This window comes from Variovorax sp. AB1(2024), assembly GCF_037482385.2.
Lineage (GTDB): Bacteria > Pseudomonadota > Gammaproteobacteria > Burkholderiales > Burkholderiaceae_C > Variovorax.
Genome location: NZ_JBBHKP020000001.1, coordinates 2,471,403 through 2,487,304, shown reverse-complemented (window position 1 = coordinate 2,487,304; position 15,902 = coordinate 2,471,403). Strand labels below are relative to the sequence as shown.

Genomic DNA, 15,902 nt, shown 5'->3' with positions numbered 1-15,902 from the left:
TTACAGCAGGTGGGCAACGCCGGCGCGTTCGCCTTCGAGCTCTTCCAGCGTCTTGTTGATGCGTTCCTGGCTGAATGCGTCGATCTCGAGGCCTTCGACCAGCTTGTATTCGCCGTTTTCGCAGGTGACGGGGAAGCCGAACATCACGTCCTTCGGAATGCCGTACTGGCCGTCCGACGGGATGCCCATGGTGACCCACTTGCCGTTGGTGCCAAGGGCCCAGTCGCGCATGTGGTCGATGGCGGCGTTGGCAGCCGAGGCAGCCGACGACAGGCCGCGTGCTTCGATGATGGCCGCGCCGCGCTTGCCGACGGTCGGCAGGAACACGTTGGCGTTCCATTCCTGGTCGTTGATCATCTTGGCGACGCTTTCGCCGTTGATGGTGGCGAAGCGGTAGTCGGCGTACATCGTGGGCGAGTGGTTGCCCCACACGGTGAGCTTCTCGATGTCGGCCACGGCCTTGCCGGTCTTGGCGGCGATCTGGCTGGCGGCGCGGTTGTGGTCCAGGCGCAGCATGGCGGTGAAGTTCTTGCGCGGCAGGTCGGGTGCGCTCTTCATGGCGATGTAGGCATTGGTGTTGGCCGGGTTGCCGACCACGAGCACCTTGACGTTGCGGCTGGCGACGGCGTTGAGAGCCTTGCCTTGCGCCGTGAAGATGGCGCCGTTGACGGCCAGCAGTTCGGCACGTTCCATGCCGGGGCCGCGGGGACGCGAGCCGACCAGCAGTGCGTAGTCGGCGTCCTTGAAGGCGGTCATCGGGTCGCCGTGGGCTTCCATGCCGGCCAGCAGCGGGAACGCGCAGTCGTCGAGTTCCATCATCACGCCCTTGAGCGCCTTCTGGGCCTTCTCGTCGGGGATTTCGAGCAGTTGCAGGATGACCGGCTGGTCTTTGCCGAGCATTTCGCCGGATGCGATGCGGAACAACAGGGCGTAACCGATTTGGCCGGCGGCACCGGTGACGGCAACGCGGACGGGTTTTTTGCTCATGGGAAGACTCCAGAAGGTGATGAAACGGTGTCGGCGCTCTCGTGGGGCGCCAGGGTTCTGCGGGGTGAAATACCCTCCCGCAGCGCGAGACCGGCCGCATTTTAAGCCGATTCAATAAGCCCCGTCTTATGTCTTATATAAGATATCCTCGGGGGCACCGCCACGGCGCACCCCACCGCTGCCATGAACACGCCCACAACACTCGACGAGCCCGCGACGCCGTCCTTCAGTCCGCTCTACCAGCAGATCAAGACCCTGATCCTGCAGAGCCTGCAGGCGGGCGAGTGGAAGCCGGGCGAGCCCATCCCCAGCGAGATGGACCTGGCCGTGCGCTATCGGGTGAGCCAGGGCACGGTGCGCAAGGCCATCGACGAGCTCTCGGCCGAGAACCTGGTGGTGCGCCGCCAGGGCAAGGGCACCTTCGTCGCCACGCATGCGGAGCAGCACGTGCAGTACCGCTTCCTCAAGCTCGTGCCCGATGCCGGCGATCCCAGCAGCGAAGGCCCCGCGGTGCGCACCATCGTCGACTGCAAGCGCCTGCGCGCGTCGGCCGACGTGGCCCGCGCCCTCGGCCTGCGCACCGGCGACGCCGTGCTGCAGGTGCGCCGCGTGCTGGCCTACGCCGGCGTGCCGACCATCCTCGAAGACCTCTGGCTGCCCGGCACGCCCTTCAAGGGCCTCACGGCCGAGCGGCTGCGCGCGTGGCCGGGGCCGATGTACGCGCTGTTCGAAACCGAGTTCGGCGTGCGCATGGTGCGGGCCGAAGAAAAAATCCGCGCCGTGCTGCCCGATGCCGAACAGGCCGCGCTGCTCGACGTCACGCCGCAGATGCCCCTGCTGAGCGTGGAACGCGTGGCGCACACCTACCATGACATGCCCATGGAATTGCGCCGCGGGCTCTATCGCACCGACACGCACCACTACAGGAACCAGCTGGGCTGACCCCGATGCAGACAAAGGCCGAATCACGGCGCGCCAGCGTGCGCGCGCAACATGCACCGCATGCTACGAAGTCAATAGCATCCGACTGCAACGGTGCGCTGACTCATGCGCGTCCGCTGCCCGATGGTGCATTGCAATAGAATTTTGCGTTGTTTGCACTTCCGCATAAGAAACAAAAGCGTTCGCTCTCAGAACAAGTCATCCAAGCCACGAAAGCCCTCCCCTCATGACAGAGCTTGCAAATCCTCCCCGGCCACCGCGCCGCGAATTCCGGAACATCAACGCATTCACCGATCTCACGACCTACCGGCTTCCGCCGGCAGGCATCGTGTCGATCCTGCACCGCGTGAGCGGCGTGCTCATGTTCCTGCTGCTGCCGTTCATCATCTGGATGTTCGACACGTCGCTGTCGTCCGACTACTCGTTCGCGAAATTCAAGGGCGCCTTCAACGTCGGCATCGGCTTCGCTCCGGGTTGGTTCTTCAAGCTTGTCGCGCTCGCGCTCATCTGGGCCTACCTGCACCACTTCATCGCCGGCCTGCGCCACCTCTGGATGGACGTGAGCCACTCCGCGGTGACCAAGGAATTCGGCCACACCTCCGCCCTCTTCACGCTGGGCGCGAGCATCATCCTCACGCTGGTGCTGGGCGCCAAGCTGTTCGGCCTGTACTGAGAAGGAGCCAACCATGTCTGTGAACTACGGCTCCAAGCGCATCGTCGTCGGCGCGCACTACGGTCTTCGCGACTGGCTCAGCCAGCGCATCACGGGCGGCCTGATGGCGCTCTTCACGATCGTGCTGCTCGCACAGCTGATCTTCACCCGCGGCCCCATCGGCTACGACCTCTGGGCCGGCATCTTCGCGGCGCAGTGGATGAAGGTGCTGACGTTCTCCGTGATCGTCGCCCTGCTCTACCACGTGTGGGTCGGCATGCGCGACGTGTGGATGGACTACGTCCAGCCCGTCGCCATCCGTCTCGTGCTGCAAATTTTCACCATCGTCTGGCTTGTCGGTTGTGCGGGTTGGGCCATTCAAGTGCTTTGGAAGATCTGACCCCACCATGACCTACACAAAAGAAAAAATCACCAAGCGCAAGTTCGACGTCGTGATCGTCGGTGCCGGCGGCTCCGGCATGCGCGCCTCGCTGCAACTCGCACGTGCCGGCCTCAACGTGGCCGTGCTCTCCAAGGTGTTCCCGACCCGTTCGCACACCGTCGCTGCCCAGGGCGGCGTGGGCGCCTCGCTCGGCAACATGAGCGAAGACAACTGGCACTACCACTTCTACGACACGATCAAGGGCTCCGACTGGCTCGGCGACCAGGACGCGATCGAGTTCATGTGCCGCGAAGCACCGAAGGTCGTGTACGAGCTCGAACACTTCGGCATGCCGTTCGACCGCAACCCCGACGGCACCATCTACCAGCGTCCGTTCGGCGGCCACACCGCCAACTACGGCGAGAAGCCTGTGCAGCGCGCCTGCGCCGCGGCCGACCGCACCGGCCACGCGATGCTGCACACGCTCTACCAGAAGAACGTCGAGGCCCGCACCCAGTTCTTCGTCGAATGGATGGCGCTCGACCTCATCCGTGACGACGAAGGCGACGTGGTCGGCGTGACCGCCCTCGAAATGGAAACCGGCGACCTGCACATCCTGCAGGCCAAGACCGTGCTGCTGGCCACCGGCGGCGCGGGCCGCATCTTCCAGGCCTCGACCAACGCCTTCATCAACACCGGCGACGGCCTCGGCATGGCTGCACGCTCGGGCATCCCGCTGCAGGACATGGAGTTCTGGCAGTTCCATCCGACCGGCGTGGCCGGCGCGGGCGTGCTGCTGACCGAAGGCTGCCGCGGCGAAGGCGCGATCCTGCTGAACAGCAACGGCGAACGCTTCATGGAGCGCTATGCGCCCACGCTGAAGGACCTGGCGCCGCGCGACTTCGTCTCGCGCTCCATGGACCAGGAAATCAAGGAAGGCCGAGGCTGCGGTCCCAACAAGGACTACGTGCTGCTCAAGCTCGACCACCTGGGCGCCGACACCATCCACAAGCGCCTGCCCTCGGTGTACGAAATCGGCGTCAACTTCGCCAACGTCGACATCACGAAGGAACCGATCCCCGTCGTGCCGACCATCCACTACCAGATGGGCGGCATCCCCACCAACATCCACGGCCAGGTCGTGGTGCAGAAGGGCGAGGACAACAGCGCCGTGGTGAACGGCCTCTACGCCGTGGGCGAATGCTCCTGCGTGAGCGTGCACGGCGCCAACCGCCTGGGCACGAACTCGCTGCTCGACCTGCTGGTGTTCGGCCGCGCGGCCGGCAACCACATCGTCGAGTTCAACGACAAGCTCAAGGAACACAAGCCCCTGCCCAACGATGCGGCCGACCGCACGCTGGAGCGCCTGAACCGCCTCGAGTCGACCACCACCGGCGAATACGCCCAGGACGTGGCCGGCGAGATCCGCGCCGTCATGCAGCAACATGCCGCCGTGTTCCGCAAGCAGGCCTCGATGGACGAAGGCGTGGTCAAGATCGCCGCCGTGCGCGAGCGCGTCAAGGCCATCGGCCTGAAGGACAAGTCGAAGGTGTTCAACACCGCCCGCATCGAAGCGCTGGAAGTCGACAACCTGATCGAAGTGGCGCAGGCCACCATGGTTTCCGCAGCAGCCCGCAAGGAATGCCGCGGCGCGCACACGGTGGAAGACTACGAACGCCCGGCGGACGACCCGGTCGCGCCGCTCGGCCGCGACGACGCCAACTGGATGAAGCACACGCTCTGGTACAGCGAAGACAACCGCCTGTCGTACAAGCCGGTCAAGCTTCAGCCCCTGACGGTCGCCTCGGTGCCCCCGAAGGTCCGGACATTCTAAAAATTAGGAACATACGATGAAGCGCACATTCCAGATCTATCGCTACGACCCCGACAAGGACGCCAAGCCCTACATGCAGACCGTCGAGATCGAACTCGACGGCCATGAGCGCATGCTGCTCGACGCCCTGATGAAGCTCAAGGCGCAGGACCCGACGCTGTCGTTCCGCCGTTCGTGCCGCGAAGGCGTCTGCGGCTCCGACGCGATGAACATCAACGGCAAGAACGGTCTGGCCTGCCTGACCAACATGAACACGCTCAAGGGCACCGTGGTGCTCAAGCCGCTGCCGGGCCTGCCCGTCATCCGCGACCTGATCGTGGACATGACGCAGTTCTTCAAGCAGTACAACTCGATCAAGCCGTACCTGCAGAACGACAGCGTGCCGCCCGAGAAGGAGCGCCTGCAGTCGCCCGAAGAGCGCGAAGAGCTCAACGGCCTGTACGAGTGCATCCTGTGCGCGAGCTGCTCCACGAGCTGCCCGAGCTTCTGGTGGAACCCCGACAAGTTCGTGGGCCCGGCCGGCCTGCTGCAGGCCTACCGCTTCATCGCCGACAGCCGCGACGAAGCCACCGCCGAGCGCCTGGACAACCTGGAAGACCCGTACCGCCTGTTCCGCTGCCACACGATCATGAACTGCGTGGACGTGTGCCCGAAGAGCCTGAACCCGACCAAGGCCATCGGCAAGATCAAGGAATTGATGGTGCGCCGCGCCATCTGATACCTGATCCATATTGCCTAGAGACGCCACCATGCAACCCGCCGCCGACCTCGACCAGCCGCTCAGCGAACGTGCGCTGAGCAAGCTGAAATGGCGCTGCCGGCGCGGACTGCTCGAGAACGACCTGTTCATCGCCCGCTTCTTCGAGCGACACGAATCCCGCATGACCGTGGGTCAGGCGGGAGCGATGGAGACACTGATGGACCTGTCGGACAACGATCTCCTCGACCTCCTTCTGTGCAGAAAGGAGCCCGAGCCCGAATGGGCCGGGGCCGAGGTGGTCGCATTGCTGCAGCTGATGCGCACCGACGGCGCGCAGCGGCCCGCAATTTCTCCTTCGTCCTGAATCCACCTCTGAAAGTAAACCGAAATGAAAGCATCCGATACCAAGGCCACGCTGTCGTTCAGCAACGGCGGCGACAGCGTCGACCTGCCGATCTACAAGGGCACCGTGGGCCCCGACGTGATCGACATCCGCAAGCTGTACGCACAGACCGGCATGTTCACGTACGACCCGGGCTTCATGTCGACCGCCGCCTGCCAGTCGGCCATCACGTACATCGACGGCGACAAGGGCGAACTGCTGTATCGCGGCTACCCCATCGAGCAGCTGGCCACCAACTGCGACTTCCTCGAGACCTGCCACCTGCTGCTGTACGGTGAACTGCCGGACCAGGCCAAGAAGGAAAACTTCACCAAGGTCGTGACGAACCACACCATGGTGAACGAGCAGATGCAGTTCTTCCTGCGCGGCTTCCGCCGTGATGCCCACCCGATGGCCATCATGACCGGCCTCGTGGGCGCCCTGTCGGCCTTCTATCACGACAGCACGGACATCAACAATCCCGAGCACCGCGAGATCGCCGCGATCCGCCTGATCGCGAAGATGCCCACGCTCGTGGCCATGGCGTACAAGTACACGATCGGCCAGCCGTACATGTACCCGAAGAACGACCTGAGCTACGCCGGCAACTTCCTGCACATGATGTTTGCCACGCCGTGCGAGGAGTACAAGGTGAACCCGGTGCTCGAGCGCGCGCTCGACCGCATCTTCATCCTGCACGCAGACCACGAGCAGAACGCCTCCACCTCGACGGTGCGCCTGTGCGGCTCGTCGGGCACGAACCCCTTCGCGGCCATCGCGGCCGGCGTGGCCTGCCTCTGGGGCCCTGCCCACGGCGGCGCCAACGAAGCAGCACTCAACATGCTGTACGACATCCAGAAGGAAGGCGGCGTCGAGAAGATCGGCGAGTTCATCAAGAAGGTCAAGGACAAGAACTCGAACGTCAAGCTCATGGGCTTCGGCCACCGCGTGTACAAGAACTACGACCCGCGCGCCAAGCTGATGCAGGAAACCTGCAACGAAGTGCTGACCGAGCTGGGCCTGGAACAAGACCCGCTGTTCAAGCTCGCCAAGGAACTGGAAAAGATCGCCCTGGAAGACGAGTACTTCGTGTCGCGCAAGCTGTACCCGAACGTCGACTTCTACTCGGGCATCGTGCAGCGCGCCATCGGCATCCCGGTGCCGCTGTTCACCGCGATCTTCGCGCTGGCCCGCACGGTCGGCTGGATCGCCCAGCTGAACGAAATGATCGGCGACCCCGAGTACAAGATCGGCCGCCCGCGCCAGTTGTTCGAAGGCTCGCCGAAGCGTGACGTGAAGCCGATCTCGGCTCGCTGATCGAGCGCTGCTCGACCTTTGAAAAGCTGCCTCCGGGCAGCTTTTTTCGTTTGGAGGCCACTGCCGGCCCACGCTCTTCGCCAGTTGGCACTGAGGCCATCGCATATCACGATGGCTCTATGGGGAAAACAAGAAGAAAATAGCCAACTCATCGCCAGCCGCGATGCCCAAGCCCCATGAGCACCTCAGAACGCAACTTCGCCCGCCGCATCGACCTCACGTCGCTGCAGCTGTTCGTGGCCGTTTGCGAACTGGGCAGCATCGGCCGCGCGTCGGAGCGCGAGTTCATCGCGGCGTCGGCCATCAGCAAGCGGCTGTCCGACCTCGAAGCCACGCTGGGCACCACCCTGCTCTACCGCCATGCGCGCGGCGTCGATCTCACGCCGGCCGGCGAAAGCCTGCTGCACCATGCGCGCTCGGTGCTCTACAGCCTCGAGAAGATGCAGGGGGAGCTCAGCGAATACGCCGACGGCGTTCGCGGCCATGTTCGGGTGCATGCCAACATTTCGGCCATCGTGCAGTTCCTGCCCGAAGACCTGGGCGTGTTCACGCGGGCGCACGAGGCCATCAAGATCGACCTCGAGGAGCACCTGAGCAGCGAGGTGATCCGTGCGGTGCAGGAAGGCGCGGCCGACCTCGGCGTGTGCCACGTGGCCGGCGGCGCGGGCGAGCTGCAGAGCCTTTCCTACCGGCACGACCGCCTTGCGCTCATCGTGCCCACCGGCCACGTGCTGGCCGCACAAGGCGCCATCGACTTCATCGACTCGCTCGACTTCGACCACGTCGGCCTGCATACCAACAGCTCGATCTACGTCGCCATGCACGAGGCGGCGTTGAATGCCGGGCGCAGCATCAAGCTGCGCATCCACGTCACGGGCCTGGACGCCATGTGCCGGATGATCGAGAACGGCCTGGGCATCGGCGTGATGCCGCAGCGCGCCTTCGAGCTGATGCAGAACGGCATCGGCCGCGGCCTGGCGAGCATCGCCCTGAACGACGCGTGGGCGGCACGCGAGATCCGCCTCGTGGCGCGCGATTTCTCCACCCTGCCGGTGGCCGCGCGGTCGCTGGTGAACCACCTGCACGCCGCCGTGGACGCGACAGAACAACTCGCGGCCTGAACCCACATTGCAGCCGCACACACGGACAATCCATTTCCCCACGAAAGACAAAGAGACCGACATGGCACGCACGCTCTACGACAAGATCTGGGACGAACACGTCGTCCACACCGAGGAAGACGGCACCGCGATCCTCTACATCGACCGCCACCTGGTGCATGAAGTCACCAGCCCGCAGGCCTTCGAAGGCCTGCGCGAAGCCGGCCGCAAGCTGTGGCGCATCAGCTCGGTCGTGGCCACGGCCGACCACAACACGCCCACCACGGGCTGGGAGCGCGGCTACGAAGGCATCGCCGACCCGACCAGCAAGGAACAGGTCACCACGCTGGACCACAACATCGCCGAATTCGGCGCCGCCGCGTTCTTCCCGTTCCTGAGCAAGCGCCAGGGCATCGTGCACGTGATCGGCCCCGAATCGGGCGCGACGCTGCCGGGCATGACTGTCGTCTGCGGCGACTCGCACACCTCCACGCACGGCGCGTTCGGCGCGCTGGCGCACGGCATCGGCACCAGCGAGGTCGAGCACGTCATGGCCACGCAGACGCTGCTGGGCAAGAAGGCGAAGAATATGCTCGTGAAGGTCGAGGGCAAGCTGCCGCTGGGCTGCACGGCCAAGGACATCGTGCTGGCCATCATCGGCAAGATCGGCACCGCCGGCGGCACGGGCTACACCATCGAGTTCGCGGGCTCGGCCATTCGCGACCTGAGCATGGAAGGCCGCATGACGGTCTGCAACATGGCCATCGAGGCCGGTGCGCGCGCCGGGCTGGTGGCGGTCGACGAGAAGACCATCAGCTACGTCAAGGGCCGCCCGCTCGCGCCCACCGGCGTGGAGTGGGAGCAGGCCGTGAGCTACTGGCGCACGCTGCAGTCCGACCCGGGCGCGAAGTTCGATGCCGTGGTGGAGCTCGACGCCACGCAGATCCAGCCGCAGGTCACCTGGGGCACCTCGCCCGAGATGGTGGTCGAGATCAACGGCCGCGTGCCCGATCCCGACAAGGAGAAGGACGCGAGCAAGCGCGGCGCCATCGAGCGCGCCCTGGTCTACATGGGCCTGGAGCCCAACAAGGCCATGAACGACATCTTCATCGACAAGGTGTTCATCGGCTCGTGCACCAACAGCCGCATCGAAGACATGCGCGAAGCCGCCGCCGTGGTCAAGAAGCTGGGCCAGAAGGTCGCGAAGAACGTGAAGCTGGCCATGGTCGTGCCCGGCTCGGGCGTGGTGAAGGAACAGGCCGAGCGCGAAGGCCTCGACGTGATCTTCAAGGCCGCGGGCTTCGAATGGCGCGAGCCCGGCTGCTCGATGTGCCTGGCCATGAACGCCGACCGCCTGGAACCCGGCGAGCGCTGCGCATCGACCAGCAACCGCAACTTCGAAGGCCGCCAGGGCGCCGGCGGCCGCACCCACCTCGTGAGCCCGGCCATGGCCGCCGCCGCCGCCGTGCACGGCCATTTCGTCGACGTGCGCACTTTTGCCTGATCTGGCCTGACCTGGAGACATCACATGCAGAAATTCACCGTGCACAAGGGCCTCGTGGCGCCGATGGACCGCGAGAACGTCGACACCGACGCCATCATTCCCAAGCAGTTCCTCAAGTCGATCAAGAAGACCGGCTTCGGCGTGAACCTGTTCGACGAGTGGCGCTACCTCGATCCGGGCCTGCCCGGCCAGGATCCGGCCAGCCGCAAGCCGAACCCCGACTTCGTGCTCAACCAGCCGCGCTACGCAGGCGCCTCGGTGCTGCTGGCGCGCAAGAACTTCGGCTGCGGCTCGTCGCGCGAACATGCGCCGTGGGCGCTCGACCAGTACGGCTTCCGCGCGATCATCGCGCCGAGCTATGCCGACATCTTCTTCAACAACAGCTTCAAGAACGGCCTGCTGCCGATCGTGCTGTCCGAAGCACAGGTGGGCCAGCTGTTCGACGAGACCTTCGCCTTCCCCGGCTATACGCTGACCATCGACCTGGAGCGCCAGGTGGTGGTGAAGCCCGACGGCCAGGAGTTCGCGTTCGACGTGCAGGCCTTCCGCAAGTACTGCCTGATCAACGGGCTGGACGACATCGGCCTCACGCTGCGCCACAAGGACAAGATCAAGGCCTTCGAGGCCGAGCGCCTGGCGCAGAAGCCCTGGCTCGCGCATACGATGCTGGCCAACGCCTGAACGCGTTCCGTTTCTTCTCTTCTACACACGACAAAAATGAAAATCGCAGTTCTCCCGGGTGACGGCATCGGCACCGAAATCGTGGCCGAAGCGGTCAAGGTGCTCGACGTCCTCGACCTGAAGTTCGAGATGGAATCGGCGCTGGTCGGCGGTGCCGCCTACGAGGCGCACGGCCATCCGCTGCCCGAATCGACGCTCAAGCTGGCCAAGGAATCCGACGCGGTGCTGTTCGGCGCCGTCGGCGACTGGAAATACGACAAGCTCGACCGGCCGCTGCGCCCCGAGCAGGCCATCCTGGGCCTGCGCAAGAACCTGGGCCTGTTCGCCAACTTCCGCCCGGCCATCTGCTACGAGGAACTGGTGGACGCCTCGAGCCTGAAGCCCGAGCTGATCGCTGGCCTGGACATCCTGATCATCCGCGAGCTCACCGGCGACATCTACTTCGGCCAGCCGCGCGGCCGCCGCACGGCCGTCGACGGCCACTTCCCGGGCGCCGAGGAAGCCTTCGACACCATGCGCTATTCGCGCCCCGAGATCGAGCGCATCGCGCGCGTGGCCTTCGAGGCGGCACGCAAGCGCAGCAAGCGCGTGACCAGCGTGGACAAGAACAACGTGCTGGAAACCTCGCAGCTGTGGAAAGACGTGATGCTCGACGTCGCGAAGGAATATCCGGACGTCGAGCTCGACCACATGCTGGTCGACAACGCGGCCATGCAGCTCGTGAAAGCGCCCAAGAAGTTCGACGTGGTGGTCACCGGCAACATGTTCGGCGACATCCTCTCGGACGAGGCCGCGATGCTCACCGGCTCCATCGGCATGCTGCCCTCGGCGTCGCTCAATTCGAGCAACCAGGGCCTGTACGAGCCCAGCCATGGCAGCGCCCCGGACATTGCCGGCAAGGGGGTTGCCAATCCTTTGGCTACAATACTGTCCGCTGCCATGATGCTCCGCTTCTCACTCAACCAAGCCGAGGCTGCCGACCGTATCGAGTCGGCGGTCAAGGTCGTGCTGGCCTCCGGCCTGCGCACGGGTGACATCTGGTCTGAAGGTACGAAGCGCGTCGGCACCCGCGAAATGGGCGACGCGGTCGTTGCAGCAATCACCAAAAAGACGATTACCGGCTAACCGCAGCCCGCTTCGTCACGCCCCTCCCCGGCTCGACGAGTCGGGGGCAAAAAAAGACAACTTTTTCTTTTTTCATAAGGGCAAACTGAAATGGCGAACGCATCTCAACCTCTGGTCGGCCTCGTTGGCTGGCGCGGCATGGTCGGCTCGGTCCTGATGGACCGCATGCAGGCCGAAGGCGACTTCGGTCTGATCGAGCCGATCTTCTTCTCGACCTCCAACGCCGGCGGCAAGGCCCCGGCCATGGCCAAGAACGAGACCGCGCTGAAGGATGCGAACGACATCGAAGCACTGAAGAAGTGCGACATCGTCATCACCTGCCAGGGCGGCGACTACACCAGCGAGGTGTTTCCCAAGCTGCGCGCCGCGGGCTGGAACGGCCACTGGATCGATGCCGCCTCCACCCTGCGCATGAAGGATGACGCCATCATCGTGCTCGACCCGGTGAACCTGCCGGTCATCGAGAACGCGCTGGCCAAGGGCGGCAAGAACTGGATCGGCGGCAACTGCACCGTGAGCTGCATGCTCATGGGCGTGGGCGCCCTCTACAAGGCCGGCCTGGTCGAGTGGATGACCAGCATGACCTACCAGGCAGCCTCTGGCGGCGGCGCGCAGCACATGCGCGAACTGCTGACCCAGTTCGGCACCCTGAACGCCGAAGTGCGCGCGCTGCTGGACGACCCGAAGTCGGCCATCCTCGAAATCGACCGCAAGGTGCTGCACAAGCAGCAGAACCTGAGCGCGGCCGAGACCGCCAACTTCGGCGCACCGCTGGGCGGCTCGCTGATCCCCTGGATCGACAAGGACCTGGGCCTGGGCAAGAGCCAGGACGATGCCGAATGGGGCATGTCCAAGGAAGAATGGAAGGGCGGCGCCGAGACCAACAAGATCCTGGGCCAGGGCGCGGGCTTCGGCACCGCCGCCGTGCCGGTCGACGGCTTCTGCGTGCGCATCGGCGCCATGCGCTGCCATAGCCAGGCGCTGACCTTCAAGCTCAAGAAGAACGTTCCGCTGGCCGACATCGAAGCGATGATCGCCGCCGACAACCCGTGGGCGAAGGTCGTGCCGAACACGCGGGAAGCAACGGTCAAGGACCTCACGCCGGTGGCGGTGACGGGCACCATGAACATTCCGGTCGGCCGCATCCGCAAGCTGGCGATGGGCCCGGAATACGTTGGCGCATTCACCATCGGCGACCAATTGCTGTGGGGCGCTGCGGAACCGCTGCGCCGCATGCTGCGCATCCTGCTCGAAGCCTGATGCGGGGTGCTCAGGGCCTTTTGAAACACAAATTGTTGCCGAAAGGCAACATAAGATGTGATCGTAAGTATGCGCGCACTGGGTAGAAATGGCGCATTGCCTTGTCAGTGCGTAGTGATGGTGCTAACGTCCTCTTACAAATTCTGGGCCTGAGCCGCCCCCTATCAGCATGACAAGACATCTGTTGCCTGCGGCCAGCCCTTCGGCCGCTCGCCCGCATCTGCCATCGAACGGTTGGCGCCTTTCCATTCTGGGCGCCGCGGCCGCCGTGGCTCTGGGCCTCGCCAGCAGCGACGCCAGCGCGTTCGCGCTGGGTCAGCTGAAGGTCCAATCGGCGCTCGGCGAACCGTTGCGCGCCGAGATCGACGTGACCGAGATCGCTGCCAACGAGGCGGACGGCCTGAAGATCAACATCGCCACGGCCGAAGCCTTCAAGAACGCCGGCGTGCCGTACAACCCGGCGCTCAGCGACGTGCGGGCGACCCTGCAACGTCGTGCAGGCGGCCAGTACGTGGTGCGCCTGAGCGGCAACCGCCCTCTCAACGACCCGTTCATCGACCTGCTGCTGGAAGCCAACGGCTCGTCGGGCCGGATCGTGCGCGACTACACCGTGCTGCTCGATCCGCCGGCCACGCGGCAGGCGGCAGCACCGAGCGTGCCGGCAGCACCGATTGCCCCGCAGATCACGACGCCCGTCGAGCGCCCGGCCGCACGCGCGCGCCGCGAGCGTGCACCGGTGGCCGCAGCGCCCTCGGCTCCCGTCGCTGCGGCGCCCGCGCCGGCAGCCGCCGCGCCGGCAGCTCCCGCCGTGGCCAGCGCCCCCGCCCGTACCGGCGGCGGCGGCGGTGAACAGGTCACGGTGCAGCGCGGCGACACCGCCAGCAAGATCGCCGGCGCCTACAAGCCGGCCGACGTGTCGCTCGACCAGATGCTCGTGGCCCTGCTGGCCGCCAACCCCAATGCCTTCATCGGCGGCAACGTCAACCGCATGCGCGCGGGCGCCGTGCTCGACCTGCCGACCGCCGCCCAGGCAGCAGCCACGCCGGCCGCCGAGGCGCGCCGCACCGTCACGGCGCAGAGCCGCGACTTCGGCTCCTACCGCCAGCGCCTGGCCGAGAATGCGCCGACCTCGAACGTCGCGGCCGCCAGCCGCAATGCCTCGGGCAAGCTGCAGGCCAACGTCGAAGACCGCAACGCCGCGGCCAGCGCACCCGACAAGCTCACCATCTCGCAGGGCAGCGCCTCCACCCGCGCAGCCGACGAAAAAGTCGCGCAGGCCCGCCAGGCGCAGGACGCGAGCAACCGCGTCGCAGAGCTGTCGAAGAACATCGAGGATCTGAACAAGCTCAAGAGCAGTACCGGTGCGGCCGCGCCGGCAGCCGCCCCCGCCGCGCCGGGCATTCCTGTTCCGGCCCCGTCCACGGCTGCCACGACGGCACCCGCGGCAGCCAGCCCAGCGCCGGCACCGGCCGCGGCACCCACGCCAGCTCCGTCGGCCCCGGCCGCCGCGACGCCAGCCCCTGCTGCCGCTGCAGCCGCTGCACCTGCCGCCGCTGTCGCACCTGCGGCAGCCCCCGCCGCTCCCACGCCTGAAGCGACCGCTGCCGCCGCCGCGCCCGCACCCGCACCCGCGACAACAACCACGCCTGCGGCAACGCCCGCGACCGATGCTGCAGCCACGACGGCTGCCGCCGCCCCGACGGGCGATGCCGCCGCGCCGAAGCCGGCCCCGAAGAAGGTGGTGGCACCGCCACCGCCCCCACCTGAGCCCACCTTCTTCGAAGAACTGCTGGACAACCCGCTGATGCTGGCCGGCGCCGCGCTGATCGCGCTGCTGGTCGGCTTCCTGCTTTATCGCGTGCTGGGCCGCCGCCGCGAGGAAATGAGCGAAAGCGTGTTCCTCGAGAGCCGCATTCCCAAGGACTCGTTCTTCGGCGCCAGCGGCGGCGAATCGGTCGACACCAAGAACCGTGGCGACTCCACCGTGTCGTCGCTGTCGTACTCGCCGAGCCAGCTCGACGCGGGCGACGTCGACCCCGTGGCCGAAGCCGACGTCTACCTGGCCTACGGCCGCGACCTGCAGGCCGAGGAAATCCTGCGCGAAGCGCTGCGCCTGAACCCCGACCGCACGGCGATCCATCTCAAGCTGCTCGAAATCCATGCCAAGCGGCGCGACGTGCGGGCCTACGAAAGCCTCGCCACCGAAGTGCACAAGCTGACCGGCGGCCTGGGCTCCGAATGGACGCGCGTGGTCGACATGGGCAAGGACCTCGATCCGGGCAACCCGCTGTACGAATCCGGCGCCAGCCGCAGCGGCGGTGGCGCCAGCGCCGCCGAAACGGCCGCCTTCGCCGGCGCCTTGGCCGCGGCCGCCAAGCCGGTGGCTGCGCCTCCCGCTTCGCCGCCGGTGGCTGTCGCTCCGCCCGCCTTCGTTCCGTCGGTGGCACCGCTGGACTTCGACCTCGACCTGACCGCGCCGCCGCCCCCTGCTCCCGCCCCGGCGCCGGCTCCGAGCCATGCCCCGGTCGGCGCCAGCCTGCCGAAGTCGGCCTACGCGCCCGCGCCGACGGCCGCTCGCCCCGCCGCACTGCTGTCGAACGGCCACGCTGCGACGCCCGTCGACCTGGAGAACGACTTCGACACCGCGCCAGGCGCACTGACCGCCCTGACGCCCGACACCCGCCCCTCTTCGCTGAGCGACGCTGAGCACAACACCCGCCCCGCCATGCTGCGCAACTCGCTGCCGGCGGACTCGGGCTTCATCGAGTTCGACATGAGCGCGCTGGCCGGCCTGCCGGCTCGCAGCGCCGAAACACCCGTGGCACGCCCCACGGTCTCCACGCACGACGACGAGGGCGACGACAGCCCCCACGCCGTCAAGCTGTCCCTCGCACGCGAACTGCAAGCCATCGGCGACGTCGAAGGCGCGCGCTCGCTGGTCGAGGAAGTCGAAGCCGAAAGCGCTGGCGACCTCAAGTCGCAAGCCCGTCAACTGCTCGCGGAACTGCGCTGAGCGGTTGGCGTTGTTCCTGTTCC

14 protein-coding genes are annotated in these 15,902 nt (G+C 66.2%); 13 read left to right on the top strand and 1 reads right to left on the bottom strand.

Going from position 1 to position 15,902, the window contains the following annotated elements:
- Positions 1 to 987, bottom strand: coding sequence for a malate dehydrogenase (locus WIX39_RS11585; protein ID WP_301506779.1), 987 nt, complete (start codon positions 985 to 987; stop codon positions 1 to 3).
- Between the two features lie 183 nt (positions 988 to 1,170).
- On the opposite strand from WIX39_RS11585, the gene WIX39_RS11580 reads away from it, so the two are divergent.
- The 13 genes from WIX39_RS11580 (at position 1,171) to WIX39_RS11520 (ending at position 15,879) form a co-directional block, all read left to right on the top strand.
- Positions 1,171 to 1,929 carry a GntR family transcriptional regulator gene (locus tag WIX39_RS11580; RefSeq protein WP_106935286.1) on the top strand — a complete coding sequence of 253 codons (759 nt, stop codon included), beginning with the start codon at positions 1,171 to 1,173 and terminating at the stop codon, positions 1,927 to 1,929.
- Positions 1,930 to 2,155: 226 nt separating this feature from the next.
- Positions 2,156 to 2,602 (top strand): succinate dehydrogenase, cytochrome b556 subunit, encoded by a 447-nt coding sequence (sdhC, locus tag WIX39_RS11575; protein WP_081270659.1) that lies wholly within the window; start codon positions 2,156 to 2,158, stop codon positions 2,600 to 2,602.
- A 13-nt stretch (positions 2,603 to 2,615) separates the two neighbouring features.
- Positions 2,616 to 2,981 (top strand): succinate dehydrogenase, hydrophobic membrane anchor protein, encoded by a 366-nt coding sequence (gene sdhD / locus WIX39_RS11570; RefSeq protein ID WP_081270660.1) that lies wholly within the window; start codon positions 2,616 to 2,618, stop codon positions 2,979 to 2,981.
- Positions 2,982 to 2,988: 7 nt separating this feature from the next.
- Complete coding sequence (gene sdhA / locus WIX39_RS11565) at positions 2,989 to 4,797, top strand: succinate dehydrogenase flavoprotein subunit (RefSeq protein WP_081270661.1); 1,809 nt, start codon at positions 2,989 to 2,991, stop codon at positions 4,795 to 4,797.
- Between the two features lie 16 nt (positions 4,798 to 4,813).
- On the top strand, positions 4,814 to 5,515 hold the full coding sequence (locus WIX39_RS11560; RefSeq protein WP_081270662.1) for a succinate dehydrogenase iron-sulfur subunit: 702 nt from the start codon (positions 4,814 to 4,816) through the stop codon (positions 5,513 to 5,515).
- 31 nt (positions 5,516 to 5,546) lie between these two features.
- Positions 5,547 to 5,861, top strand: a complete 315-nt coding sequence (locus tag WIX39_RS11555) for a succinate dehydrogenase assembly factor 2 (protein WP_081270663.1) — start codon at positions 5,547 to 5,549, stop codon at positions 5,859 to 5,861.
- 24 nt (positions 5,862 to 5,885) lie between these two features.
- Positions 5,886 to 7,196, top strand: coding sequence for a citrate synthase (gltA, locus tag WIX39_RS11550; protein WP_081270664.1), 1,311 nt, complete (start codon positions 5,886 to 5,888; stop codon positions 7,194 to 7,196).
- A gap of 176 nt (positions 7,197 to 7,372) precedes the next feature.
- Positions 7,373 to 8,317 carry a LysR substrate-binding domain-containing protein gene (locus WIX39_RS11545; protein WP_409195057.1) on the top strand — a complete coding sequence of 315 codons (945 nt, stop codon included), beginning with the start codon at positions 7,373 to 7,375 and terminating at the stop codon, positions 8,315 to 8,317.
- A 61-nt stretch (positions 8,318 to 8,378) separates the two neighbouring features.
- Complete coding sequence (gene leuC, locus WIX39_RS11540; RefSeq protein WP_081270666.1) at positions 8,379 to 9,800, top strand: 3-isopropylmalate dehydratase large subunit; 1,422 nt, start codon at positions 8,379 to 8,381, stop codon at positions 9,798 to 9,800.
- A 24-nt stretch (positions 9,801 to 9,824) separates the two neighbouring features.
- Complete coding sequence (leuD, locus tag WIX39_RS11535; RefSeq protein WP_081270667.1) at positions 9,825 to 10,481, top strand: 3-isopropylmalate dehydratase small subunit; 657 nt, start codon at positions 9,825 to 9,827, stop codon at positions 10,479 to 10,481.
- A gap of 36 nt (positions 10,482 to 10,517) precedes the next feature.
- Entirely contained in the window at positions 10,518 to 11,606 is a 1,089-nt protein-coding gene (gene leuB, locus WIX39_RS11530) for a 3-isopropylmalate dehydrogenase (protein WP_106935288.1), read from the top strand.
- 90 nt (positions 11,607 to 11,696) lie between these two features.
- Complete coding sequence (asd, locus tag WIX39_RS11525; RefSeq protein ID WP_106935289.1) at positions 11,697 to 12,866, top strand: aspartate-semialdehyde dehydrogenase; 1,170 nt, start codon at positions 11,697 to 11,699, stop codon at positions 12,864 to 12,866.
- A gap of 268 nt (positions 12,867 to 13,134) precedes the next feature.
- Positions 13,135 to 15,879, top strand: a complete 2,745-nt coding sequence (locus WIX39_RS11520; protein WP_409195056.1) for a FimV/HubP family polar landmark protein — start codon at positions 13,135 to 13,137, stop codon at positions 15,877 to 15,879.
- Positions 15,880 to 15,902 lie beyond the last annotated feature (23 nt).